General features: G+C 64.6%; 20 protein-coding genes. 14 read left to right on the top strand and 6 right to left on the bottom strand.

The features are described 5' to 3' along the window. Together CZ338_RS01340 and CZ338_RS01335 are read left to right on the top strand one after the other, a co-directional pair. Positions 1 to 687, top strand: a complete 687-nt coding sequence (locus CZ338_RS01340; RefSeq protein WP_087116391.1) for an ABC transporter permease — start codon at positions 1 to 3, stop codon at positions 685 to 687. After that, positions 684 to 1,613: an ABC transporter substrate-binding protein gene (locus CZ338_RS01335; RefSeq protein ID WP_087116389.1), complete on the top strand. Its 930-nt coding sequence runs from the start codon at positions 684 to 686 to the stop codon at positions 1,611 to 1,613. Before CZ338_RS01340 ends, CZ338_RS01335 begins: the two co-directional genes overlap by 4 nt. On the opposite strand, the gene mfd is transcribed toward CZ338_RS01335, so the two are convergent. Continuing rightward, the gene (gene mfd / locus CZ338_RS01330) at positions 1,603 to 5,247 is read right to left on the bottom strand and encodes a transcription-repair coupling factor (protein WP_235839376.1); all 3,645 of its coding nucleotides are present in this window, start codon (positions 5,245 to 5,247) and stop codon (positions 1,603 to 1,605) included. The two genes, CZ338_RS01335 and mfd, sit on opposite strands and share 11 nt — an antisense overlap. A 195-nt stretch (positions 5,248 to 5,442) precedes the next feature. Between mfd and CZ338_RS01320 the strand changes: the two genes are divergently transcribed. The 3 genes from CZ338_RS01320 to CZ338_RS01310 are packed head-to-tail and all read left to right on the top strand — an operon-like array spanning position 5,443 to position 8,624. Next, complete coding sequence (locus CZ338_RS01320) at positions 5,443 to 6,639, top strand: hypothetical protein (RefSeq protein ID WP_087116387.1); 1,197 nt, start codon at positions 5,443 to 5,445, stop codon at positions 6,637 to 6,639. Positions 6,640 to 6,656: 17 nt separating this feature from the next. Then, positions 6,657 to 6,989, top strand: coding sequence for a hypothetical protein (locus CZ338_RS01315; protein WP_087116385.1), 333 nt, complete (start codon positions 6,657 to 6,659; stop codon positions 6,987 to 6,989). 21 nt (positions 6,990 to 7,010) lie between these two features. Further along, complete coding sequence (locus CZ338_RS01310; protein ID WP_087116384.1) at positions 7,011 to 8,624, top strand: hypothetical protein; 1,614 nt, start codon at positions 7,011 to 7,013, stop codon at positions 8,622 to 8,624. A gap of 54 nt (positions 8,625 to 8,678) precedes the next feature. On the opposite strand, the gene CZ338_RS01305 is transcribed toward CZ338_RS01310, so the two are convergent. Beyond that, on the bottom strand, positions 8,679 to 8,873 hold the full coding sequence (locus CZ338_RS01305; protein WP_143341225.1) for a hypothetical protein: 195 nt from the start codon (positions 8,871 to 8,873) through the stop codon (positions 8,679 to 8,681). 88 nt (positions 8,874 to 8,961) lie between these two features. Between CZ338_RS01305 and CZ338_RS01300 the strand changes: the two genes are divergently transcribed. Next, positions 8,962 to 9,453, top strand: coding sequence for a hypothetical protein (locus CZ338_RS01300; RefSeq protein ID WP_087116380.1), 492 nt, complete (start codon positions 8,962 to 8,964; stop codon positions 9,451 to 9,453). Between the two features lie 12 nt (positions 9,454 to 9,465). Here CZ338_RS01300 and CZ338_RS01295 read toward each other — a convergent pair whose 3' ends face one another. Together CZ338_RS01295 and CZ338_RS01290 are read right to left on the bottom strand one after the other, a co-directional pair. After that, the gene (locus CZ338_RS01295) at positions 9,466 to 10,926 is read right to left on the bottom strand and encodes a multicopper oxidase family protein (RefSeq protein WP_087116766.1); all 1,461 of its coding nucleotides are present in this window, start codon (positions 10,924 to 10,926) and stop codon (positions 9,466 to 9,468) included. A 69-nt stretch (positions 10,927 to 10,995) separates the two neighbouring features. After that, complete coding sequence (locus CZ338_RS01290; protein WP_087116378.1) at positions 10,996 to 12,369, bottom strand: multicopper oxidase family protein; 1,374 nt, start codon at positions 12,367 to 12,369, stop codon at positions 10,996 to 10,998. A 55-nt stretch (positions 12,370 to 12,424) separates the two neighbouring features. Here CZ338_RS01290 and CZ338_RS01285 point away from each other — a divergent pair, with 55 nt between their 5' ends. From CZ338_RS01285 to pth (CZ338_RS01265), 5 genes are all read left to right on the top strand, one after another. Beyond that, the gene (locus tag CZ338_RS01285; protein WP_087116376.1) at positions 12,425 to 13,657 is read left to right on the top strand and encodes an MFS transporter; all 1,233 of its coding nucleotides are present in this window, start codon (positions 12,425 to 12,427) and stop codon (positions 13,655 to 13,657) included. A gap of 61 nt (positions 13,658 to 13,718) precedes the next feature. Further along, the gene (gene glmU / locus CZ338_RS01280; protein ID WP_087116374.1) at positions 13,719 to 15,188 is read left to right on the top strand and encodes a bifunctional UDP-N-acetylglucosamine diphosphorylase/glucosamine-1-phosphate N-acetyltransferase GlmU; all 1,470 of its coding nucleotides are present in this window, start codon (positions 13,719 to 13,721) and stop codon (positions 15,186 to 15,188) included. Continuing rightward, positions 15,178 to 16,155 (top strand): ribose-phosphate diphosphokinase, encoded by a 978-nt coding sequence (locus CZ338_RS01275; RefSeq protein ID WP_087116372.1) that lies wholly within the window; start codon positions 15,178 to 15,180, stop codon positions 16,153 to 16,155. The genes glmU and CZ338_RS01275 overlap by 11 nt, the downstream gene beginning before the upstream one ends. A gap of 361 nt (positions 16,156 to 16,516) precedes the next feature. Beyond that, positions 16,517 to 17,185 carry a 50S ribosomal protein L25/general stress protein Ctc gene (locus tag CZ338_RS01270; RefSeq protein WP_087116370.1) on the top strand — a complete coding sequence of 223 codons (669 nt, stop codon included), beginning with the start codon at positions 16,517 to 16,519 and terminating at the stop codon, positions 17,183 to 17,185. A gap of 94 nt (positions 17,186 to 17,279) precedes the next feature. After that, a complete protein-coding gene (gene pth / locus CZ338_RS01265) occupies positions 17,280 to 17,840 on the top strand; it encodes an aminoacyl-tRNA hydrolase (RefSeq protein WP_087116765.1) in 561 nt (186 codons plus the stop codon). Positions 17,841 to 17,850: 10 nt separating this feature from the next. On the opposite strand, the gene CZ338_RS01260 is transcribed toward pth (CZ338_RS01265), so the two are convergent. Continuing rightward, positions 17,851 to 18,801: an NAD(P)H-dependent flavin oxidoreductase gene (locus CZ338_RS01260; RefSeq protein WP_087116764.1), complete on the bottom strand. Its 951-nt coding sequence runs from the start codon at positions 18,799 to 18,801 to the stop codon at positions 17,851 to 17,853. A 1-nt stretch (position 18,802) separates the two neighbouring features. Here CZ338_RS01260 and pth (CZ338_RS01255) point away from each other — a divergent pair, with 1 nt between their 5' ends. Next, positions 18,803 to 19,453, top strand: a complete 651-nt coding sequence (gene pth / locus CZ338_RS01255; protein WP_087116369.1) for an aminoacyl-tRNA hydrolase — start codon at positions 18,803 to 18,805, stop codon at positions 19,451 to 19,453. Here pth (CZ338_RS01255) and CZ338_RS01250 read toward each other — a convergent pair whose 3' ends face one another. Next, complete coding sequence (locus CZ338_RS01250; RefSeq protein WP_087116367.1) at positions 19,454 to 19,999, bottom strand: NADPH-dependent FMN reductase; 546 nt, start codon at positions 19,997 to 19,999, stop codon at positions 19,454 to 19,456. A 143-nt stretch (positions 20,000 to 20,142) separates the two neighbouring features. On the opposite strand from CZ338_RS01250, the gene CZ338_RS01245 reads away from it, so the two are divergent. Next, complete coding sequence (locus tag CZ338_RS01245) at positions 20,143 to 21,042, top strand: NAD(P)/FAD-dependent oxidoreductase (RefSeq protein WP_087116365.1); 900 nt, start codon at positions 20,143 to 20,145, stop codon at positions 21,040 to 21,042. A gap of 59 nt (positions 21,043 to 21,101) precedes the next feature. Further along, entirely contained in the window at positions 21,102 to 22,745 is a 1,644-nt protein-coding gene (locus tag CZ338_RS01240) for a peptide chain release factor 3 (RefSeq protein ID WP_087116363.1), read from the top strand. Position 22,746: the final 1 nt, after the last annotated feature.

Below are 22,746 nucleotides of genomic sequence, written 5' to 3'. Positions count from 1 at the left end.
GTGCAGCCGCTTATCGACGCCTCCTCCTACCTCACCGACCCCTCCCACTGGTCCGGTCCGACCGGCTTCGGCGCGCGCATTGCCGAGCATCTGGCCTACACAACGCTCGCTGTCCTTGCCGCCGCGCTGATCGCCGTGCCCGTCGGCGTGGCAGTCGGACACAGCCGAAAGGGCGCGAACGCCGTCGTCGCGATATCGGGGGCACTGCGCGCTCTGCCGGAACTGGGGCTGTTGACGTGGCTGGCTATTTCGCTGCCGCGCGGAATCAGCTGGCCGATCGTGCCGTCGCTGATAGTTCTCGTGTTGCTGGCCGTCGCCCCGCTTGTGGCGGGAATTGTCGCGGGTTTCGATTCCGTCGAGCGCGACGTGGTGCTCTCCGCCCGCGCCGCCGGCTACAGCGAGACACAGATCTTGCTCGGCGTGGAACTGCCGCTGGCTGCCCCGGTGATGCTCGGCGGGCTGCGGTCGTGCGTAGTGCAGGTGCTCGCCACCGCGACCGTCGTGGCATACATCGGCCTTGGCGGTCTGGGCCGGTACCTCATCGACGGGCTGGCAGTGCAGGACTACGCGCGAATGGTGGCGGGCGCCGTCGTGGTCACACTTCTCGCCCTCGTCATCGACCTTATTCTCGCCGGCGTGCAACGGTGGGCCACGCCGGCGGGTCTGAACGTTAAGGAGAACGCATGACACGCGTGAAATCTCTCGTGGTGCTGCTGCCGTTCCTGCTCGCCGCGTGCGCGCAAGGCGATCCGCTGGACACCTCCGGATCAGATCAGACCCCCACGGTCGAGGCTGATGCCGGCACGATTGTGATCGGCACCGCCAATTTTCCTGAGGCACAGATCATCGGCCACATCTGGGCGGAGGCGCTCGATAATGCCGGCTTCACGGCCACCGTCGCCCCCGGCATTGGCTCGCGCGAGGTGTACCTGAGCGCACTCGAGGACGGCACTCTTACTGTTGTGCCCGAGTACGCGGGCAACCTCGCTTCCTTCTACGCGGAGCTGCCCGAGCAGGCCGACGAGGCGGATGTGCGCGACACCCTCGCCGAATCTCTTCCCGAGACGTTGGAATTGGGCGAGTTCAGCCCCGCCGAATCCGCCGACGCCTACCGCGTCACCGCCGCGACGGCGGAACGCGGGATCCGCAGCATCGGCGACTTGGACAAGCTGGACCACATCACCATCGCCGCTCCCCCGGAATTCGCGGAGCGACGCTACGGCCCGCCCGGTCTGACATCGGTGTACGGCATCGACCCCGGCAAGATCACGGTCCGCCCGATCTCCGACGGCGGCGGACCGCTCACAGTGCAGGCGCTCGCGGAAGGCGCGGTGGACGCGGCGAATATCTTCACCACCTCGCCGGCTGTGACGGGCAAGGGCGAGAAACCGGACCTAGTGATTCTCGAGGACCCCCTCAACCTCATCCCGCCGCAGAACATCGTCCCAGTGATCCGCGCGGGCGAGCTGCCGCCCGGCGCGCTGGACGTTCTCAACGACGTGAACGCGCGGCTGACCACCCGCGATCTGACCGAAATGAACGAACGTAACGTCGGCGACGAGCGCGCGGAGCCCGCCGCGATCGCGCGGGACTGGGTGGAGGCTACTCGCTGACGGAGAACACGCGCTTTTTCGCCGGCTTCTCCTCTTTAGCGCCCCGGACGGAGATCTCGTCGATGTCGAACATCTGGCTGAGGAAGTCCGCGATCCACTGCAGCAGCTCCTCGTCGCGCAGGTTCGGCGCGTTGAGGGCTTTCTTCGCTCCACCTTCGCGCGGGAACGGCACCTGGAGCGCTTTCGCGGCGGCGCGGTAATTCGACCCGGGGTACAGGCGCTTGAGTCGCACCTGCTTGGAGTCCGGCATGTCCACCGGGTGGAATTTCAGGCGGGTTCCCTGCATGGTGATGTCGGCAATACCGGCGCGACGGGCCTGGTGGCGCAGTCGGGCGACCGCGAAGAGGCGCTGGACTTCCTCGGGCATCTCGCCGAAGCGGTCGACGAGTTCGTCGGAGACGTGGGACAACTCGGCGTCGTCACGCGCGGCGGCGAGCTTGCGGTAGCTCTCCAACCGCAGGCGCTCGGAGTTGATGTAGGTCTCCGGGATGTGCGCGTCGACGGGCAGGTCGATGCGGATCTCCTTCGGGCCTTGGTCGGTGGCGTCGACGACATCGCCGGACATGAGCGCCTTGTAAGTCTCCACGGCCTCGCCGACAAGGCGGACGTACATGTCGAAGCCGACACCGGCGATGTGCCCGGACTGCTCCGCGCCGAGGACGTTGCCGGCGCCACGCATCTCCAGGTCCTTCTGTGCGACGGCGATTCCGGCACCGAGGTCGTTGTTCTGGGCGATGGTGGCCAGACGGTCGTAGGAGGTCTCAGTGAGGACCTTGTCCTTCGGGTAGAGGAAGTAGGCATAGCCGCGTTCGCGGGAGCGGCCCACGCGTCCACGCAACTGGTGCAGCTGGGACAAGCCCATGTTCTGGGCGTTCTCCACGATCAAGGTGTTGGCGTTGGCGATGTCCAGGCCGGTCTCCACGATGGTGGTGCACACCAGCACGTCGAAGTCGCGGTTCCAGAACCCCTGCACAGTCTGCTCAAGGAGCTGCTCCCCCATCTGGCCGTGGGCGACGACGATGCGCGCCTCGGGCACGAGGGTGCGCAGGTGGCGGGCAGTCTTCTCGATGTCGGAGACTTTGTTGTGGATGTAGAAGACCTGGCCGTCCCGAAGCAGCTCGCGCCGGATCGCAGCGGCGACTTGCTTGTCTTCCTGCGGGCCCACGTAGGTGAGCACGGGGTGGCGGTCCTCCGGTGGGGTGGTGATGGACGTCATTTCGCGGATACCGGTCAACGACATTTCCAGGGTGCGTGGGATCGGCGTCGCGGTCATGGTGAGCACGTCGACGTGCGATTTCAGCGCCTTGATGTGCTCCTTGTGCTCAACGCCGAAGCGCTGCTCCTCGTCGACGATGATGAGGCCCAGGTTCTTCCACTGCACGCCCATCTGCAAGAGGCGGTGGGTGCCGATGACGACGTCGACGGAGCCGTCGGCAAGCCCCGCCATGATCTTCTTCGCGTCGGCGGCGGTGGTGAATCGCGACAGTTCGCGGACGTCCACACCGAACCCGTCCATGCGCTGGCTGAACGTGGAGAAGTGCTGCTGGGCCAGCAGCGTCGTGGGCACGAGCACCGCGACCTGCTTGCCGTCCTGGACTGCCTTGAACGCGGCACGGACGGCCACTTCGGTCTTGCCGAAGCCGACATCGCCCACAATCACGCGGTCCATCGGCGTGGGCTTTTCCATGTCAGTCTTGACGGCCTCGATCGCGGCCATCTGGTCTTCTGTCTCAACGAAGGGGAAATTGTCCTCCATCTCGATCTGCCACGGCGAATCTGGCGCGAAGGCGTGGCCCGGCGCGGACGCGCGCTTGGCGTAGAGCTGCACGAGCTCACCCGCGATCTCGCGGACGGCGGCGCGCGCCTTCTTCTTGGTGTTCTTCCAGTCGGAGCCGCCCATCTTGCTCAAGGTGGGCTGCTCGCCGCCGGAGTACTTGCTCAGCAGGTCGAGCGATTCCATGGGGACCCACAGCTGGTCGGCGGGCTGGCCGCGTTTAGCCGGCTGGTACTCGAGAACGATGTATTCGCGGCGGGACGAGTCCTCGCCGGTGCCGATCGTGCGCTCGGCCATTTTCACAAAACGCCCGATGCCGTGGGTGTCGTGCACCACGTAGTCGCCGGGTTTGAGTGCGAGCGGGTCTACGCGGTTGCGGCGGCGCGGGGCGCGGCGTTTAGCGCCAGCGATGTCGCCGACGCGGTTGCCGGTCACGTCGGTCTCGGTGAACACGACGAGGCCGGGGCCGGGGAAAGTGAGGCCGGCGTGGGACAGGGCCTGGTAGAGGGTGACCTGGCCGTCAACGGGCTCAAGACCCGGGGTGGCCACGCGGGCGGAGATACCGTTTTCGCGCAGGCGCTCCGCCATGCGGTCCACGGTTCCCTTCGCCGGTGCGGCGAATGCAGCGCGGCCGCCGCTCTGCAGGTGCAGCTTCACCTGACCGTAGAGTGCCTCGATCTGTTTCGGGTCGCCCTTCGGTGCGGGTGCAGGTTCGAATTCAAGGGGCAACGTCGTGGCGTCGTCCTCACCCGCCGCGAACATGCCGGGGGGAGCGAAGGTCCACCACGCATTGCCCGCCTCGCGCGCGGAGACCTCCAGTGACTCGAAGGAGCGGTAGGAGCTCGCGGACACATCGAGGCCTTCGGCAGCCACAGGACCGTCCGCGCCCATGGCGGCGGCTTCCCAGCCGGCCTCAAGGAATTCCTGGTCAGTGGCCTGCAGGTCGGAGATGCGGGTGCGGACCTTTTCCGGCGAGGTCACCAGCACCACGGACCCGGACGGCATGAGCTCCGGCAGCACCGCGTAGCGGGTGTCTGTCAGCGCGGGAATGAGCGCTTCCATGCCGTCGGCGTAGCTGCCGTCGGAAATGCGGGTCAGCAGCTCGACCAGGGTCCGGTTGCCGGGGTGGGCTTCGGCGAGGGAGGCGGCGCGGGAGGACACGGTGCCGTCGATAAGCAGTTGCCGTGCGGGGTGGAGCTCGGTGCGCGCGATGTCGTCGATGGTGCGCTGGTCGGCGACGGCGAAGGTGCGCATGTCCGTGACTTCGTCGCCCCAGAATTCGATGCGGACGGGGTGCTCGGCGGTGGTCGGGAACACGTCGATGATGCCGCCGCGGGTTGCGAATTCGCCGCGGCCCGACACCATGTCCACGTGGTCGTACGCGAACGAGGTGAGCCGCGCGGTGAGCTCCTCGAAGTCGTAGTCCTCGCCGTGCTCGATCACGATCGGCTCGATGGCGGGCAGCACCGGCTGGCACGTCGCGCGCGCCGACGCCACTACAACGGCAGTTTCTCCAAGCCCGTGAAGAACCTTGTTGCGCGCGCCCACGATGTCCGCGGCGGGCGACAATCGCTCGTGCGGCAGCGTCTCGTACGCGGGCATTAGCGCGACACGCTCGGAACCGAGCAGCGCACCGAGCTCCGCCGCGAGATCCTCCGCTTCGTGTCCCGTCGCGGTGACCAGCAAGACGGGGGCCGTGCGAGCAATCGTCGCGGCCGCCCACGGACGTACCTGGTCAATGCCCGTCACGTGGAGCGACGGCTCCCCCACCCGCTTGCTCAACCCCTTCAGCTTGGGGTCCGTCATCGCCTGGGTGAGCACCCCGGCGAGCATCGGAATATTCTGCGGTTGGCCAGCCATCAAACCCCCTGGTTGAAGCTTCAGTCCGGGCGATAAAAAAGCTTCCCCACCAGGACTCGAACCTAGAATGACGGTACCAAAAACCGTAGTGTTGCCAATTACACCATGGGGAAAGACGGTCAAGAGCTTACCGCATTCGGCGCGCGAGAAGAATTCCGCCCTGTGCGCACGGTACGAGCCAGCTAATCTGAGCCTGTGACGAAGACCAATAAGATCTTGTTGGCTGTGCTGGGGGTACTCCTGCTCATCGCGGCCATCCTCGCCGGCGCAATCGTGGCACGCAGCAGTTTCTTCGGGGCGCGCGGCATCGCTCAGCCGTACAACGAGACGCGTTACAGCGGCACCATCGAGGAAGCGGAGGGGCTTATCGACGCCGCCGATCCCGTCCCCGTCGTACTCGTCGTCCGCTTCCACGACAACGGTCAGACCGGCGAACTGACATCCCCCACTCTAAAGCGGCACTCGACGCTGACGAAGACGGACGCGCACACCTACCGCGAAGAAATCGTCCACGGCGAGGGCGATGACGGTGTCGAGTGGACCTTCGAACCCGGCGACAACAACGCCATGGATGTCAGCTACACCACCCCCGACGGTGCCAGTGCGTCCGCCGAGCTCCCCCAGACCGATCCGGCCGAGAACGCCGGCGAGGTGGGACTCAACCCCAGTGCCCCCGGCGCGGAGCCCGACGGCATCGAGTTCCCCGACCACTCTTGGCGCACCACCGGCCCCATCGAATTGATCCACGCCGACGACCCGGCGCTGAATATCTCCGACACCGTGATTTTCCGCACCGGCACCGACGGCGCACCTCACACCATCACCTATCCGGGGCGCGGCTGCTACGGCGTGCTCGAGGACAGCGAACCTGGGACCAAGACCGAACAGATCTCCGTCGGCGACTGCGAAAGCGGCGGCAAATGGTCCTTCAACTCGGGCGATATCAGCGGCGGCACCGCCACATTCACCTCCGCCGACGGAGCCCTCACCGGGGACCTGAAATTCAGCAATACAGACTGGGACGAGATCGACGGCGAGATCGGCATCGCCCGCTCGGGACCGGTGCTGGACTTCTACCGCGACTTCACCGCGGACGAGGCCGACACGGAGACCCAAGCGCAGGGCTCGTGCGATCCGTCCGCATTCGCTGCGATCATTGAACGGTGGAGCCCCGACGGCACAGTAGTGATGTACTGCGACGGTGAGTGGGCCGTCGCCGGCGCGTGGGGATCCGACGACATTGGCTATTTCCGCTTCGTGGACGGCGAGTGGTCTTCGATCCGGGCAGACGGAAAGACCTCGACGACCCGCCACCCTTGCCACGACACCGATAAACTCCGCGAGGAAGGCGCGCCCGACGAGTTCATCGACAAGCTGATCCCGTGCCAGTGACAGAAAGAGGAACCGCTTTGACGAAACGAAACAAGACCTTGGCGGCCATCTTGGCCGGACTGCTGCTGGTGCTCGCTGTGCTCTTGGCGCTCGTCGCGTACGCCGCCGCCACTCAGGACCCGGAACCTGCAAACGAGCCCGCGCCGACCACAAGCACCGTCGAACAGGACCGGCTCCCCGACCCGGCAGTAACCGGCACGGAACCAGCACAGCCCGGCGGTGATGATGTCCCGACTCCAGGTGTGGCGACGGCACCGTCGGTCGAGCAACAGCCGGGGGACGTCCTCGAGCAGATCCCCACGGCGGGAAACGACGTGCCGCCCGTTGAGGCACCGCAATCCCTGAATTGAAACACCGAGTGAACTGCGATTATGAATAAGACAAACAAAATCCTTCTCGCCGTGCTGGCGGTCCTTCTCCTCATCCTCGGTATTCTCGCCGGACTGGTGTTGAGCAGCGCGAATAAATCAGGTTCAAAAACGATCGCGGAGCCGTTCAACGAGACGCGCTACAGCGGGACGCTTGAAGACGCCGACGGACTTAGCGACGAGCCGGTCCCCGTTGTTCTCGTTGTCCGTTTCCACGACGACGGTGAACGCGGCACCCTGACCTCCCCGACACTCGGCAGCCACAGCGAGCTGAAGAAGATCGGTGAAGGCACATACGAACAGACCAACACCATCACCGCAGACGTAGGCGCGAACACGGGAGCAGCGCCCGCCGCGCCGGGCGGCGGCGACGGCACCAGGTGGACCTTCACGCCGAAGAAGGCAGAAGACGCCGACGCTGATGATACGGGCTCGAGCAGCAAGAGCGACAGCGATGCCGACGAGCCTTCTGCCGCAATGGACATTTCCTACGAAACGCCTGATGGCTCCAACGGCGGCGGTTCTCTCGCCCAGACTGACCCGAAGATTGAGGCCGGTGAGGTGGGGCTCAACCCAGACGTGACAGATGATCTGAACATCGAGGAAGTCGATTTCGGGGAAGGCAAGGTCTTGTCCGTGGGCAAGCCGGTCTTCCAAAAGACCGGTGATGAGCCCATGATGCTGGGCGACGCTGATTTCGGCGCGAAGGAAGCGACAGACGGTCCCCAGACCCAGTACGAGGACTACCCGGTGGTGGAGAACGGAACCATGGACCGCGAAGGCGAGCTCACGGTGAAATTCCGTTTCGGCGATAATTTGACCACCGTCACGTACCCGGAACGCGGCTGCTACGGCGTTCTGGAAATGCACGACGGCGCCCTGACAGAGAAAATCCTCGTCGGTGACTGTGAGAGCGGCGGAACCTGGAAGCTGCTCGAAGGATCCAAGACCGGTGGTGTGATGGAATTCCTCGGCCCGGACAAGTCGTTCATCGGGCGCACCGTCATCCGCAGCACGGAATGGAACGACATCACCGGTGAAATCGGCCTCGGCCTGACTGGCCCCGTGGTGGACTACTACAAGAAAATGCAGGCCCAGGACACCGCAGAAGCATTGACTTCGGAGGCCGCGAAGCCGGACAAGAACGCCGAGGAAGGACGCAACTCCCGCCAGGCACGCGAAATGGCGCACATGACGCCGTGGGGTTACGGCGACCTGGAAATCGGCATGGCTCAGGACGAAGCGTTCGGGCTGGGGCTGAATTCTAGTTCTGTCGGCCCAGCAGACAACGGTGTCGCCGGGTGCACAACGGCGACCTACTCGAAGCTTGGGGTACCGGAGGCAACGGCGTACGTCGAGAATGGCGTTATCACCGCGATCACCAAAGAGGGCGGCAACGCCTACTTTGAAAACCAGCCGATCCGAGCATGGCAACCCGGCGATGATTTCGAAGTCGTCCCGGGACATGAGCCCGAAACCGAGCAGGTCGGCGAGTGGGGTTATAACACGTGGAATCTCGAGGGAGCCAACGGAAATATCCTGCGCATCCGGCTCCTAGGCGCAATCGCGCAGACAACGTACACCGCATATACCCCGGATACCGCCTGCAAGCCATAAGAACACAGAAAGCCCAGCTCCCACGTGGAGAGCTGGGCTTGAACCCTGTGAGCCCTAGTCAAGCAAGTCCAGGTTGGTGTTGCGGCGCAGGCGCAAACGGATGTTGTCGCCTTCCGGGAGGTCGATCCAGATGTCGTCCTCGTCGTCGCTGAAACGCTCCTGGCGGCTCAGGCGGCCGGAGTACTCCGTGCCGTCGTCGTGGGTGAAGCGGATGTTCTTGCCGGTGTAGTCTTCTTCGAAAGTAGCCATGCGCATCAGCTTAAAGTAATTTCGGCCACGGTGCGCTGCGCAAACGGTGCAGTGCCCGTTCGCTATCACGCATCATGAGGGGGATCCCATGGTTGTTCGCCGCCGCCCGTTCATTGCGCTCGCTGTGGCTGGGTGCTTCGCTCTCACCGGGTGCGGTAAGGGTTTGGACGAGCCCAGCGGCCCGATGTTGTCGGTTTCCGCCACCTCACCGACAGCTGCGACGACGACGGAAACGACGTCCTCCGGATCAACGGCATCCTCACCGCAGGAATCCGCCTCACAAGAATCACCTGAGCCAGCGTCTACCAAGAGCGGTTCCATCTTCACGTCCCCGGGCAACGGCTACAACTGCCCCGGCACGGACGCGTGGGTGGAGGACAAGAAGTACTGCACCCCGGAGAACCTCGGCGGAGAGCCTTTCCCGTTTGATGACTGGGAAGAGTGGGATGACTGGGAGCTGGACTCCGACGACGAGTACGACGACTGGGACGAAGACGACGACACGAATGACTCGGATTACAGCGACTACGACGAGTACGAGGACTACGACGACTACAGCGAGTACGACTCCGACTGGTAGTAGCGACCGGCGTTAGTGCGCGTGCTCCCCGAGCGCCGGTTGCTGCCCCGGCTCGACGATGACGTACTGCCCCATCATTCCCTGGTCTTCGTGGTACAGCATGTGGCAGTGGTACATGTACGCCAGCGTGGGGTCCGGATAGTGCCCGAATTCCACGAGCAGCGTCGCGGTCGCCATCGGCGGGATGTAGATCGTGTCGTGCCAGCCGCGGGTGAAAGCGACGTCGCCGCCTTCGACGGATTCGACCATGAACCGCGCGTTGTGGATGTGGAAGTTGTGCGGCCAGTCGGCGTTCTCGTTGGTCACGCGCCAGATCTCCGGGCCGTCGTGGTCGATGACCAGGTCGACGCGGTTCATGTCCATTTTCTGCCCGTTGATCTCGAATCCGCTCAACGTGAACTCGCGCTGGGGCGCGCCAGAAGCATCAGGCTTATCGACGCCCACCAGCTTCCCCGGCACCTCCCCCACCTCAGGCGCGCTCTCCTCCGGCCCGGTGATCTTCAACAGGTCGAAGGTGTCGCGGAGACCGAAGCCGTTGGCGGCGTCTTCCTTGGGCAGGCCGCCGCCGTCGGGCACGCCGTCGCTGCGAAGCATGAGGTCCTTGCCGGGTTCGAGGTCGACGAGGATCTCGGCGCGCTCGCCGGGGCTGAGCAGGATGCTATCCGCTTCTACCGGTGCATCCAGCAGCCCCTGGTCGGTGGCGATGACCTGGAATGATGTGCCAACGACAATGTGGTGGAAGCGCATGGTAGCGCCGTTAACCAGGCGGAGGCGCACCCGGCGCGTGGTGGCGGTGAACTGGGGTTTGGTGATTCCGTTGATCAGCGGCGTGTCCCCCAACAACCCGTAGTCGGGGTCGAAGGTCTCGTCGAGCTTTCCACCTGCGCCGAATTTCGCGTCGGTGATGATGACGGGGATGTCGTCCACCCCGTACTCGTGCGGCAGGTCGAGCGCGTCGGATTCGTCGTCGGCGACGATGAGACCGCCAGCGAGTCCGCGGTAGGCGTGCAGGCCCGACTTGTTGTGCGGGTGCGGGTGGTACCAGCATGTCGCTGCCGGCTGGTCCACATCCCAGGACGGCTCCCACGTCTGGCCGGGGTCGAACATGAGCGCCGGGCCGCCGTCCGCAGCCGCGGGCAGGTGGAGACCGTGCCAGTGGACGACGGTGGGCTCGGGAACGTTGTTACGCACAGTCATTTCGATGTGCTCGCCGCGGCGCATGTACAGCGTCGGGCCGAGCCAGGCGCCGTTGAAACCCCAGGTGTCCGTCATCGTCCCCGGGAGAATCGACGCCTGGCCGGTCTGAGCGGTGAGTTCGAACTTGCGGGTAGTGCCGTCAAGCTCCCCCTCGTAGAGCTCCGGGATGGGCAGATCGCGGAAGTCTTCTTTCGCTCCTTCGGGGGTTGTTTGCCGGAATTGGACACCGCCCGGTCCCGCGCAAGCAGCCGCCGTCGCAGCTGTGGCGAGAAGCATGCCTTTGAAGAAGGTCCGTCGTCCGAATTCCCGTTGCACTTCTGTGTCCTCCGATTCTTCGAATTGGTCTTAACTGCGCAGGTCCGGTTGCTGTCCCGGTTCGACGATGACGTACTGCCCCATCATTCCTTGGTCTTCGTGGTTGAGCATGTGGCAGTGGTACATGTACGCGAGCGTAGGGTCCGGGTAATAGCCCATCTCCACCAGCAAGGTCACCGTTGACCGCGGCGGGACATCGATGGTGTCGTGCCAGCCCTCAGTGAACTCGACCGTGCCGCCCTCCACGTCCTGCACGAGGAACCGGGCGTTGTGGACGTGGAAGTTGTGGAGCTTGTCAGGGTTGTCGTTGGACACCCGCCACGTCTCCGGGCCACGGTGGTCCACCACTTCGTCCACGCGGGACATATCCATCTTCTTGCCGTTGATCTCCATGTCCTTCATGCGGAACTCGCGCTCGACAGTGGGGGTCTCGGGTTCCACAAACTCGACAAGGGTCTCCGGCAGCGGCGGGTACGTGAGGGCGTTCTCGGACGGTGCTGCGATCTCAAGCACGTCGAACCTGTCTGTCACCCGGAAGGTCTCCGCTGTCTCCTCATCGGGCAGTCCAGCGAAATCGGGCACGCGCTCACAGCGCAAAAGCAAATCTTGACCGGGCTCAAGGTCCACCACGATCTCCACGCGCTCGCCGGAGGTGAGAAGCACCGATTCGACCTCCACCGGGGACTCGAGGAAGCCCTGATCGGTGGCCACGACCGTGAACGGCACACCAAGACTGAGGTTGATGAACCGCATGACAGAGCCGTTGAGGATGCGCAAGCGCAACCGGCGCGTCGTCGCCTCGAAGCGCGGATTGGTGATCCCGTTGACAATCAGGGTGTCGCCCAGCCAGCCGTTGTCCAAGTCGAATTGACCGTCCTCGGTGAAATTGGCATCCCGGACGATCAAGGGGATGTCGTCCACCCCGTACTCGGAGGGGAGGCCGGGGATGGGGGCGGAGCCGTCGTCAAGCACGATGCCCCCGCTAAGCCCGCGGTAAGCGTGAGATGCGGATGCCTCGTGCGGGTGCGGGTGATACCAGCATGTCGACGCGGGCTGGTCGACGGTCCACGACGGCGACCACGACTCCCCTGGACCGAACATGAGCGCCGGACCCCCGTCCGCCGTGGCTGGCAGATGCAGGCCGTGCCAGTGGACAACGGTGGGCACGGGCAACTCGTTGTGCACCGTCATGTCGATGCGTTCACCGCGGCGCATATACAGCGTCGGGCCGAGGAACGGGCCGTTGAATCCCCACGTCTTGGTCACAGTGCCGGGCATGATCTCGTATTCGCCCTCCTGCGCCGTCAGCTCGAAGCGACGTGTGTTGCCGTCGAGGGTGCCTTCGTAGAGAGGCGGGATAGGCAACGGGCGTGTCGTCTTTGTCGATTGTGTCTCGCCGCTCATCGGCAATAGACCTCCCGGTTCGCTGGTAGTCGCTTTCGACCCTACTATCCGGAATATGACATCCCCCTTGCCCAACGAGGAGCGCAACGCGCGCCGCTTCATCTGGTCCAACGGTCTGCAGAATATCGGCGATCAGATCGTGGCCCCGAAAACGGTCCTGCCGTGGCTGTTCACCGCCGCCGGTGTGCCGTCCGCGTTCACCTCATTCCTTGTCCCCATCCGCGAATCGGGCTCGATGCTGCCCCAGTTCGCGCTCAGTCCCTGGGTGACGTCCGCCGCCTCCCGCAAACGGGTGTGGCTCATCGGTTCGTGGGGGCAGTTCATCGCGGCTGCGCTCATCGCTGTGGCTGCGATGTTCCTCAACGGTGCGGCTTTAGGCGTCGCGGTCTTGGTGCTGCTGGGTGTCCAGGCGCTATTCCGAGCCATCTGTTCCATCGCAGGCAAGGACGTGCAAGGCCGGACGATCTCCAAGGGGCACCGCGGCGACATCACGGGCCGGGCGACAGCTCTCGGCGGCGCGTTCACCCTGGCCGTCGGCCTCGGCCTGACGTTCCTGCCGAACGACCTGCCCCGCTGGGTCCTCGTCACCTTGTTGGGTGCCGGTGCAGCCACGTGGGCGTTCGCCTCGCTCGTGTTCACCGGCATCAAGGAGCCCGAGTCTGAGCCGGACGACAAAGCCACGGCCCACGGCTTCACACAGATGTGGGAGTTGATCAAGAGCGACCGGGACCTGCAGAAATTCTTGATCGTCCGCTCGCTGATGCTCGTGACCGCATTGTCCACGCCGTTCATCGTCATGCTCGCGCACGAGCAGGGGGCAGACCTCACCGGACTGGGGGCCTTCATCATCGCCTCCGGCGGCGCGGCGCTCATCGGCGGGCGGGTCTCCGGCTGGTGGTCCGATAAGTCCTCCAAGGCCGCAATGGGGTGGGCAGCCGGCGCTGCCTCGACGGTTCTGGTGCTTCTGGTGCTCAGCGCGCGGCTCGCGCCGGAGACAGTCAACGCCTGGGTCATGCCCCTCGGTTTCTTCCTGGTCAATCTCGCCCACACCACTGTGCGTGTGAGCCGCAAGACGTACCTGGTGGATATGACGGAGGGCGATGACCGCACCCTCATCACCGGGGTTTCCAACACCGCGATGGGCCTGATGCTTCTCATAGTCGGTGCAATCACATCGGTGGTGGCCAGCTTCGGCACCCAAGCCGCCTTGATCTTCCTTGCGGTTCTCGGCTACGCAGGCGTGGTCGGGGCTTGGAACCTCCGTGAAGTCTCTGCCGGTGCGGCGTAAGCGTTAAGCTGGTCCACGGAATTTCCCCGGAATTCAGAGCAACCATAAGGAGGACCCCAGCGTGCCTAACCATTCCGAGTGCGCCGTGGTCGTTCTGGCGGCTGGCGCCGGAACCCGCATGAAGTCGACGACGCAGAAGACCCTCCACGAGATCGGGGGGCGTAGTCTTCTCTCCCACTCGCTGCACGCGGCCGCCGGGCTCTCCCCCGCACACCTCGTGGCAGTCGTCGGCCACCAGCGCGACCAAGTCTCCCCGGCTGTGGACACGATCGCGGAAGACATGCAGGTGCGCATTCTCCAAGCCGTGCAGGAAGAGCAGAACGGCACAGGTCACGCCGTCCAGGTCGGTCTGGACGCCATCCCCGATTTCCAGGGAACTGTCGTGGTCACCAACGGCGACGTGCCGTTGTTGAGGGCGGAGACGTTGGAGAGGCTCGTCGATAAGCATGAAAGCGCTGGGGCGGCTGTGACCGTGCTGTCGCTGGAGTTCGAGGACCCGACGGGCTACGGGCGCATCATCCGCGACGGCGAAGGCAACGTGCGCGAAATCGTCGAGGAGAAAGACGCGAATGACGAACAGCGCGCCGTCACCGAGGTCAACTCCGGCGTCTTCGCGTTCGACGGCACCGTGCTGCGCGACGCGCTGACCCGTATCAACTCCGACAACGCACAGGGCGAGCTGTACATCACCGATGTCCTCGGCATCGCTGTGAACGACGGTCGCACCGTCACGGCCTTCACCGCACCCGATGCCCGTGAGCTGGCAGGTGTCAACGACCGCGTCCAGCTGGCCGCCGCCGGCAAGGAGCTCAACCGCCGCCTCGTCGAGCAGGCCATGCGCGGCGGCGCAACCGTCATCGACCCGGACACCACCTGGATCGGCGTCGACGTGGAAATCGGCCAAGACGTGACCATCCACCCGAACACGCAGCTGTGGGGCTCCACCGTCATCGGCGACGGTGCCGTCATCGGCCCGGACACCACGCTGACCGACTTCGAGGTCGGAGAACGCGCCCACGTCGTGCGCACGCAGGGCGAGCTCGGTGTCGTCGGCCCCGAAGCGACCGTCGGCCCGTTCACCTACATCCGCCCGGGCACCAAGCTCGGCGCACGCGGCAAGCTCGGCGGCTTCGTCGAGGCGAAGAACGCAGAAATCGGCGACGGCTCCAAAATCCCGCACCTGACCTACATCGGCGACGCCACCGTCGGCCGCGAATCCAACATCGGAGCCTCCAGCGTCTTTGTCAACTACGACGGCGTGAACAAGCACCGCACCACCATCGGCGACCACTGCCGCACCGGCTCCGACACCATGTTCGTCGCCCCTGTCACTGTCGGCGATGGGGTGTACACCGGCGCGGGTACAGTGGTGACTAGAGATGTGCCCGCAGGCGCCCTCGCCATCAAGGAAGGACACCAGCGCAACATCGAAGGCTGGGTGGAGCAGAACCGCCCCGGCACTGCCGCGGCTGAAGCATCCCAGCGTGCACGCGAGAGTGAACTGAAAGGTGACACCACCAATGACCGGTAAGAAAGTCGAAAGCCACAAGGACCTCAAGGTCTTCTCCGGCCGGGCCCACCCGGACCTGGCAGAGAAGGTCGCAGATGAGCTCGGCATCGACCTCGTGCCCACCACCGCACGCGACTTCGCCAACGGCGAGATCTTCATCCGCTTCGAGGAGTCCGTCCGCGGCGCCGACTGCTTTGTCATGCAGTCTCACGCCCAGCCGCTGAACAAGTGGCTGATGGAGCAGCTCATCATGATCGACGCTCTGAAGCGCGGCTCCGCCAAGCGCATCACCGCGATCCTGCCGTTCTACCCGTACGCGCGCCAGGACAAGAAGCACCGTGGACGCGAGCCGATTTCCGCCCGCCTGGTCGCTGACCTGCTCACCACCGCTGGCGCCGACCGCATCGTGTCGGTGGACCTGCACACGGACCAGATCCAGGGCTTCTTCGATGGTCCGGTCGACCACATGCACGCCATGCCGATCCTCACGGACTACATCAAGTCCAAGTACTCGCTGGACAACCTCGTGGTGGTCTCCCCCGACGCCGGCCGTGTGAAGACTGCTGAGAAGTGGGCGAACACGCTCGGCGACGCCCCGATGGCCTTCGTGCACAAGACCCGCGACATCGACGCAGCGAACAAGGTCGTCTCCAACCGCGTCGTCGGCGATGTGGAGGGCAAGAACTGCATTCTTCTCGACGACATGATCGACACCGGCGGCACCATCGCTGGCGCGGTCGGCGTCCTCAAGGACGCGGGTGCCGAGTCCGTGGTCATTGCCACCACCCACGGTGTCTTCTCCGACCCTGCACGCGAGCGCCTGTCCAACTGCGGTGCCGAAGAGGTCATCACCACAGACACGCTCCCGCAGTCCACGGAAGGATGGAGCAACCTCACCGTCCTGTCCATCGCCCCGCTGCTGGCTCGCACGATCCACGAGATCTTCGAGAACGGCTCTGTGACCACTCTCTTCGAGGGCCAGGCCTAACCCCCTTTTCCCAGATACCTATTCCAGCCCGCCTATTCACCACTTAACGTCGCGGCACCCCGTTACCGCGACCCGATGAACAGGCACCCTGGAATAGGTATCTTCATTTTCACGCGCCGGGCGACCTGCAACGAACGTCAGCACAGGTTTGGTCACCCCACCCCAAATCTGTTAATGTTTTGCAGGTCTCGGCGAGGGACCCCACTTGCATGGTCGAACCAGCAAGCAGGGCCGTTATCGACGCGATGAAACATCACAGACTTTTCTCCCAAAAAGCCTGCGGTCACTCGACGAGCACAAGTGGCCGCAGGCTCTTTCTGTGGCTTAACCCCGATAAGCAACATGTAGAAGGAGAACCATCATGGCTTCCAAGTTCCCGGTCATTCAGGCTGAGAAGCGCGACGAGTTCGGCAAGGGCTCCGCACGCCGCCTGCGCGCAGCGGGCCGCGTCCCGGGCGTCCTGTACAGCAACGGCGAGGACAACATCCACTTCCACGTGGACATCCTGGAGATCACCGCTCTGGTGCGCAACGACGGCACCAACGCCATTCTCGAGCTCGAGGTCGAGGGCGACAAGAACCTGGCCATGGTCAAACACGTCGACCAGAATGTCCTGACCCTGAACATCGACCACATCGACCTCTTCGGCGTCAAGCGCGGCGAGAAGGTCACCGTCGAGGTCCCGGTCGTCTACGAGGGCGAGGCAGCCGACGACGCTGTCGTCCTGCAGGAGATCGACGTTGTGGAGATCGAGGTCGACGCTCTGAACATTCCGGACGAGATCACCGTGTCCATCGAGGGCAAGGAGATCGGCGACCAGATCTTCGCCGGCGACCTGCCGCTGCCGGAGGGCGCAGAGCTCATCACCGATCCGGAGTACCTGGCTATCAACGTCACCTTCGAGCAGGTCGACGAAGAGCTCGAGGCTGCTGCTGAGGACGCTGAGGAAGGCGGCGCTGAGGCTGGCGCCGATTCCGAGGATGAGGCTGGCGAGTCCGAGGGCGACGCTGAGGGCGACTCAGAGGAGTAAAACCTCGCTAAAAGGGAATCACCCCTTCGCAAACAAACGGCCGGTTTTCCCCACGACGGGGAGTGCCGGCCGTTTTCTCTTTATGCTTGACGGCATGGCTGAATCTTCCGCACCCGTCCTCATCGTCGGCCTGGGCAACCCGGGCACGATCTACGCCCAGACCCGCCACAATGCGGGAGCGATGGTGATTGAGGAGCTCCTCGACCGCGTCTCCCCGATGCCGGCGCAGTTGAGCGTGCACAAGAAGACGAACACGGAGGTCGCCGAACTCACCGCCGGACGGCTGTCTGGACGGCAGACAATCCTTGCGCGCACCCGCGGGTTCATGAACGTCTCCGGTGGACCGGTCAAGGCGCTGGCCAGCTACTACGGTATCCCGCCGGAGAATATCTACGTCATCTACGACGAGCTGGACCTCGACTTCGGCCAAATCAAGCTCCGCCTCGGCGGCGGGGACCACGGCCATAACGGACTGAAGTCCGTGACCAAGTCCCTGGGCACTCCGAATTACAACCGCCTCGCCGTCGGCATCGGCCGTCCGCCGGGGCGCCAGGCCCCCGCCGATTTCGTGCTCAAGCCATTCGGCAAACAAGAGGCTGCGGAATTGCCTATCATGCTTGCCGACGCCGCCGACGAGCTCCTCACCTCCCTGTAGGCCCCGCCGGTCACTGCCCGAGGAGTGTCGCCTCGATCTCCGCGGCGGACCCTTCCTGTAGTGTGCCGGCGAAGTTCTCCCCGACGAGGCAGTAGGCATAGTCGGGGTCGTTACGCAGCGGCTTCTGCATGGCGTTCAGCTGCGGGTACAGCGGCGGAAGATCGGGGTGCTCGCGGGTGAACCGGGTCTCCACTCCGCGGGCGTAGCGGCCGGAGAACGCGCGGGTAGAGACAGTCTCCCCGCCCGCCCGAAGCAGGGCGCGATTCGCTTCGCTCGTGCCGGCTTCGCGGGCAAGCAGGAACGCACTACCGCAGGCGACAGAGGACGCTCCCCACTCGATCAACCGCTCCACATCCTCGGCTGTGCGCGCACCGCCGGCGGCGATGAGCGGAAGGTTGACGTGGCGGAACACGCCGTCGAGAAGCCTTTCCAGCGGCCGTGTGTCCGGCTCTTCCTTGATGGTCCACGTCGAGCGGTGCCCGCCCGCCCCCGGACCTTGGACGATGAGACCGTCGGCGCCGAGCTCGGCGGCTTTGAGCGCGTCGACCTCGTTCGTCACCGTCACCCACGCCTGAATGCCGGTGTCGTGGATCCGACGGAATTCCTCGGCCGTGAAGCAGCCGAACGTGCACGAAATGATCGACGCGCGGCCGTCCGCAAGCGCGAGGTCCAGCTTCTCGTGGAAGCCGAAGGTGTAGTCCGGCTCGGGAATATCCGCGCCCAGCTCAGCGGCAATCGCCTCCAGGTCCTCCCGGCGCGGCTCGTGGCGCTGCGGGTAGAAGAGGTTGATGCCGAAGGGCTCGTCGACACGCGAAAGCTCGTCGCGCGCGTGGTCGAGGGTGCAGGTCCCCCACGCGAGGAAGCCGAACCCGACGGCATTGACCAGCTCCGGGGTGCTCGGACCGCCCGCCATGGGGGCAGCGATGACGCGGGGCAAACGGGCGGGAAGTTCAGGCGGCATGATGGCCACTCTATCGGAACGCTCACTTAGACTGGGCCGCGTGTTCGACAAACTACGCGCCCTGTTCAACCCGAAACGGGAGTCCTTCGACCTCGATGCCGGCAGCGCCGATTGGCTCATCGTCGGCCTGGGCAACCCCGGCGCGAAATACGCGGCAACCCGCCACAACGTGGGTTACATGGCGCAGGACGAGCTTATCGACGCTCCCCTGCACCCCCTCCCCGGCTTCAAGGCCCAGGGAGCACCGGTCCCGGACACGACTGCTTTCGCGGTGCGCTCCACCACCTACATGAACACCAGTGCCGAGGGCATCGCACCGGTGGCGGAAAAACTCGGCATTCCCCCTGAGCGCATCATCGTGCTCCACGACGAGCTGGACCTGCCCGCCGGGAAAGTCCGCATCAAGCAGGGCGGGAACGAGAACGGCCACAACGGCCTGAAGTCCCTGACCGAGCACTTGGGCACACGGGACTACATCCGCGTGCGCATCGGCATCGGCCGCCCGCCAACGGGCATGCCTGTCCCGGAGTGGGTGCTCGGCCCCGTCGACAGCGAGGGCCTCGGCACACAGATCGCCACCGCCGCCGAGGCCGCCCGCCTCGTGGTCACACACGGCCTCCAGCGCGCACAGAACGAGATCCACGCACGGTAATTAGCCGCGCAGCTTGCCTGTCAGCTCCTCAAGCCGATCGCACAGCGCGGCGAGTTCCTTGGCCCGGTGCGGCATCGGGTTGAAGCCGTCGCGCATCTCCATCGCCTGGATGAATCCGAGCTGCTCGCGGATGTCGTGCATGTGGAAGTTCGCGGCGATCTGGCGCCAGTGCTCGATCGCGCGGATCGCCCCGACACCGCCGTAGCCGACAAATGCGATGGGCTTGCCCACCCACTCCGGACCCAAGGTGTCCACGGCGTTCTTCAGGGCCGCCGGCACGGAGTGGTTGTACTCCGGGGTGATGAAGATGTAGCCGTCGCAGGCGTCGATTGCCTGGGACCAGCGGGTCACCTCATCGTCGTCGTACTGCTTGTTCATGAGCATGGGGAGCCCAGCGCCGTCGTAAAGCGGAAGCTCGAAGTCGGCCAGGTCGATGAACTCGTACTCGGCGCCCTCGCGCTCCCCGATGTTCTCTTTCATCCACTCCGCGACCTTCTCTGCGGTGCGTCCCTTACGGATGGATCCGACGATCACGCCGATCTTCATGTTCGATCCCTTTCTCTCTGTGTGCGGTTCTTACTTCTCGGCCCCACTCTAATCAGGGCCATTGGCCCTCTTTTGGCGTGGAGCTCGAGCAACTAACGTCTACAACGCACGGACCTGCCAGCTGCATTCCAAGGAGTCAGAGCTTGCGAACGGATGTCACCATCATCGGCGGAGGATTCGCTGGAACTGCCGCCGCGATCACGCTCGCACGAGCGAACCGATCTGTTGTGCTTGTCGACGACGGCAAGCCGCGCAACCGCTTCAGCGAGCACGCCCACGGGATCCTCGGATGGGATTCAGTGAATCCGATTGAACTGCTACGCAGAGGCCATGCTGAATTCGAGTCCTTCGGCGGAACGATCGTGCAGAACCCTGCTGAAACGCTGAAGGAATCACGCCGCGACGGATGCCGCTGGTCCGTCTCCCTCGCCGACGGTAGAGACATTGATTCTCCTCATGTCCTCGTCGCCACCGGCATCACCGACGTCTTGCCTGCCGTTCACGGTCTTCCCGAACTGTGGGGCTCCCGCGTCTTCCACTGCCCCTACTGCCATGGATACGAGGTGAAGGGAACGAACCTCGCCGTGATCGGAGGAGAGAACCCTGGCTTCACATTCAACATCACCAAACTCCTCACAAAATGGGCGGATGCGGTGACATTCTTTCCCAATGGCCTCGAGCTCCCCAGCCAAGAATGCGCCCTTTTCCAAGCTCTTGGGATCGCAATCGTTGACGAACAAGTCCTCGAAGTCGGTCCAGTCGAGGGAGGCGGAGTAGTAGTTCGGACCCGAAACCTTCAGCTCCCCTTCGAATCCTGCTTCACCGGCCCGCGCTTCGAACCGAACGATGAGTTGCTCCGCGGAGCTGGATGCGATGTCGTCGACGGATGGGTCCGCACAGAACGCGGCCTGACATCACAGCCGGGTCTCTGGGCAGCCGGGAACGTGATCAGTTCTCCCGACCAGGTATCGCAGGCGACAGGCGCAGGCGCGGCCGTCGGGATCGCTATTGACCAGGCGCTTTTCGCCGAGACACTTCCCTAGGTGCGGCCAACGGCAACGGTTAGCCCTCCACCTGTTGAAGCGACTACCCTCTACAGGTCATGAGCACCGTTTCCGAGGCCGCACGCCGCCGCACGTTCGCAGTCATCGCCCACCCCGACGCCGGTAAGTCGACGTTGACGGAGGCGCTGGCACTGCACGCGCACATCATCTCGGAGGCCGGCGCGGTGCACGGAAAGGGCAACCGCAAGTCGACGGTGTCCGACTGGATGGAAATGGAGAAAGACCGCGGCATTTCCATCGCGTCGTCGGCGCTGCAGTTCGAGTATTTGCCGGACGAAGCCCGGCAAAGGGGACAAACGGAGCCCTACGTGATCAACCTGGTGGACACCCCGGGTCACGCGGACTTCTCCGAGGACACCTACCGCGTGCTTTCCGCCGTGGACGCCGCGGTCATGCTGATCGACGCCGCGAAGGGCCTCGAGCCACAGACCCTCAAGCTGTTCCGCGTGTGCAAGGCGCGCGGGCTGCCGATTGTCACCGTGATCAACAAATGGGACCGCGTCGGCCGCGAGCCGCTCGAGCTTGTCGACGAAATCGTGACCGAGATCGACCTCCAGCCCACCCCGCTCTACTGGCCGGTGGGCGAAGCGGGTGACTTCCGCGGCCTAGCTCACGTGAACGAGGACGGTGAGGCGGACCAGTACATCCACTTCATCCGCACTGCCGGCGGATCCACCATCGCCCCGGAGGAGGAGTACACCCCGGCCGAGGCCCTTGAACGCGAAGAGGATGCCTGGGAGACCGCCGTCGAGGAGGCTGAACTGCTCGCCGCCGACGGTGCGGTGCACAACCAGGAACTCTTCGAGCAGTGCGTGACCTCGCCCTTGATCTTCGCCTCCGCGATGCTCAACTTCGGCGTCCACCAGATCCTGGACACCCTGTGCGCCATCGCGCCGGCACCGGAAGGCCGCGAGTCCGACCCGAAGGCGATCGAGGCATCCACCTCTGCGATGGATGCCGAGCGCGAGGTCGGTGACGAATTCTCCGGGGTGGTGTTCAAGGTCCAAGCCGGCATGGACAAGAACCACCGCGACACCCTCGCATTCATGCGCGTGGTCTCCGGCGAATTCGACCGTGGCATGCAGGTCACCCACGCGCAGTCGGGCCGCAGCTTCTCCACCAAGTACGCCCTGACCGTCTTCGGCCGCAACCGCGACACCGTGGAAACCGCGTTCCCCGGCGACATCATCGGACTTGTCAACGCAGGTGCGCTCGCGCCGGGCGACACCATCTACTCCGGCAAGAAGGTGCAGTTCCCGCCGATGCCGCAGTTCGCGCCGGAGCACTTCCGTACGCTGCGCGCGCAGTCTCTGGGCAAGTACAAGCAGTTCCGCAAAGCGCTCGAGCAGCTAGACGCAGAGGGCGTTGTGCAGATCCTGCGTAACGACGCCCGCGGCGACGCCGCCCCCGTCATGGCCGCTGTCGGCCCCATGCAGTTCGAAGTCATGCAGGCACGCATGGAAAACGAGTACAACGTGGAGACCGTCACCGAGCCGATCCCCTACTCGGTGGCCCGCCGCACCGACCCTGAATCCGTCCCGGAGCTCAGCCGCCAGCGCGGTGTGGAAATCTTCACCCGCACCGACGGCGAGCTCATCGCCCTGTTCGGCGACAAGTGGAAGCTCGCCTTCATTGAAAAGGAGCACCCCGAGCTCACGATGGAGCCCCTCGTCGCCGACTAGG

Origin of the sequence: Corynebacterium urinipleomorphum (assembly GCF_900155535.1) — a bacterium.
GTDB classification, from domain to species: Bacteria; Actinomycetota; Actinomycetes; order Mycobacteriales; family Mycobacteriaceae; genus Corynebacterium; species Corynebacterium urinipleomorphum.
Note: the sequence above shows the minus strand (reverse complement) of the source record. Positions and strands in the feature narration are given on the sequence as shown.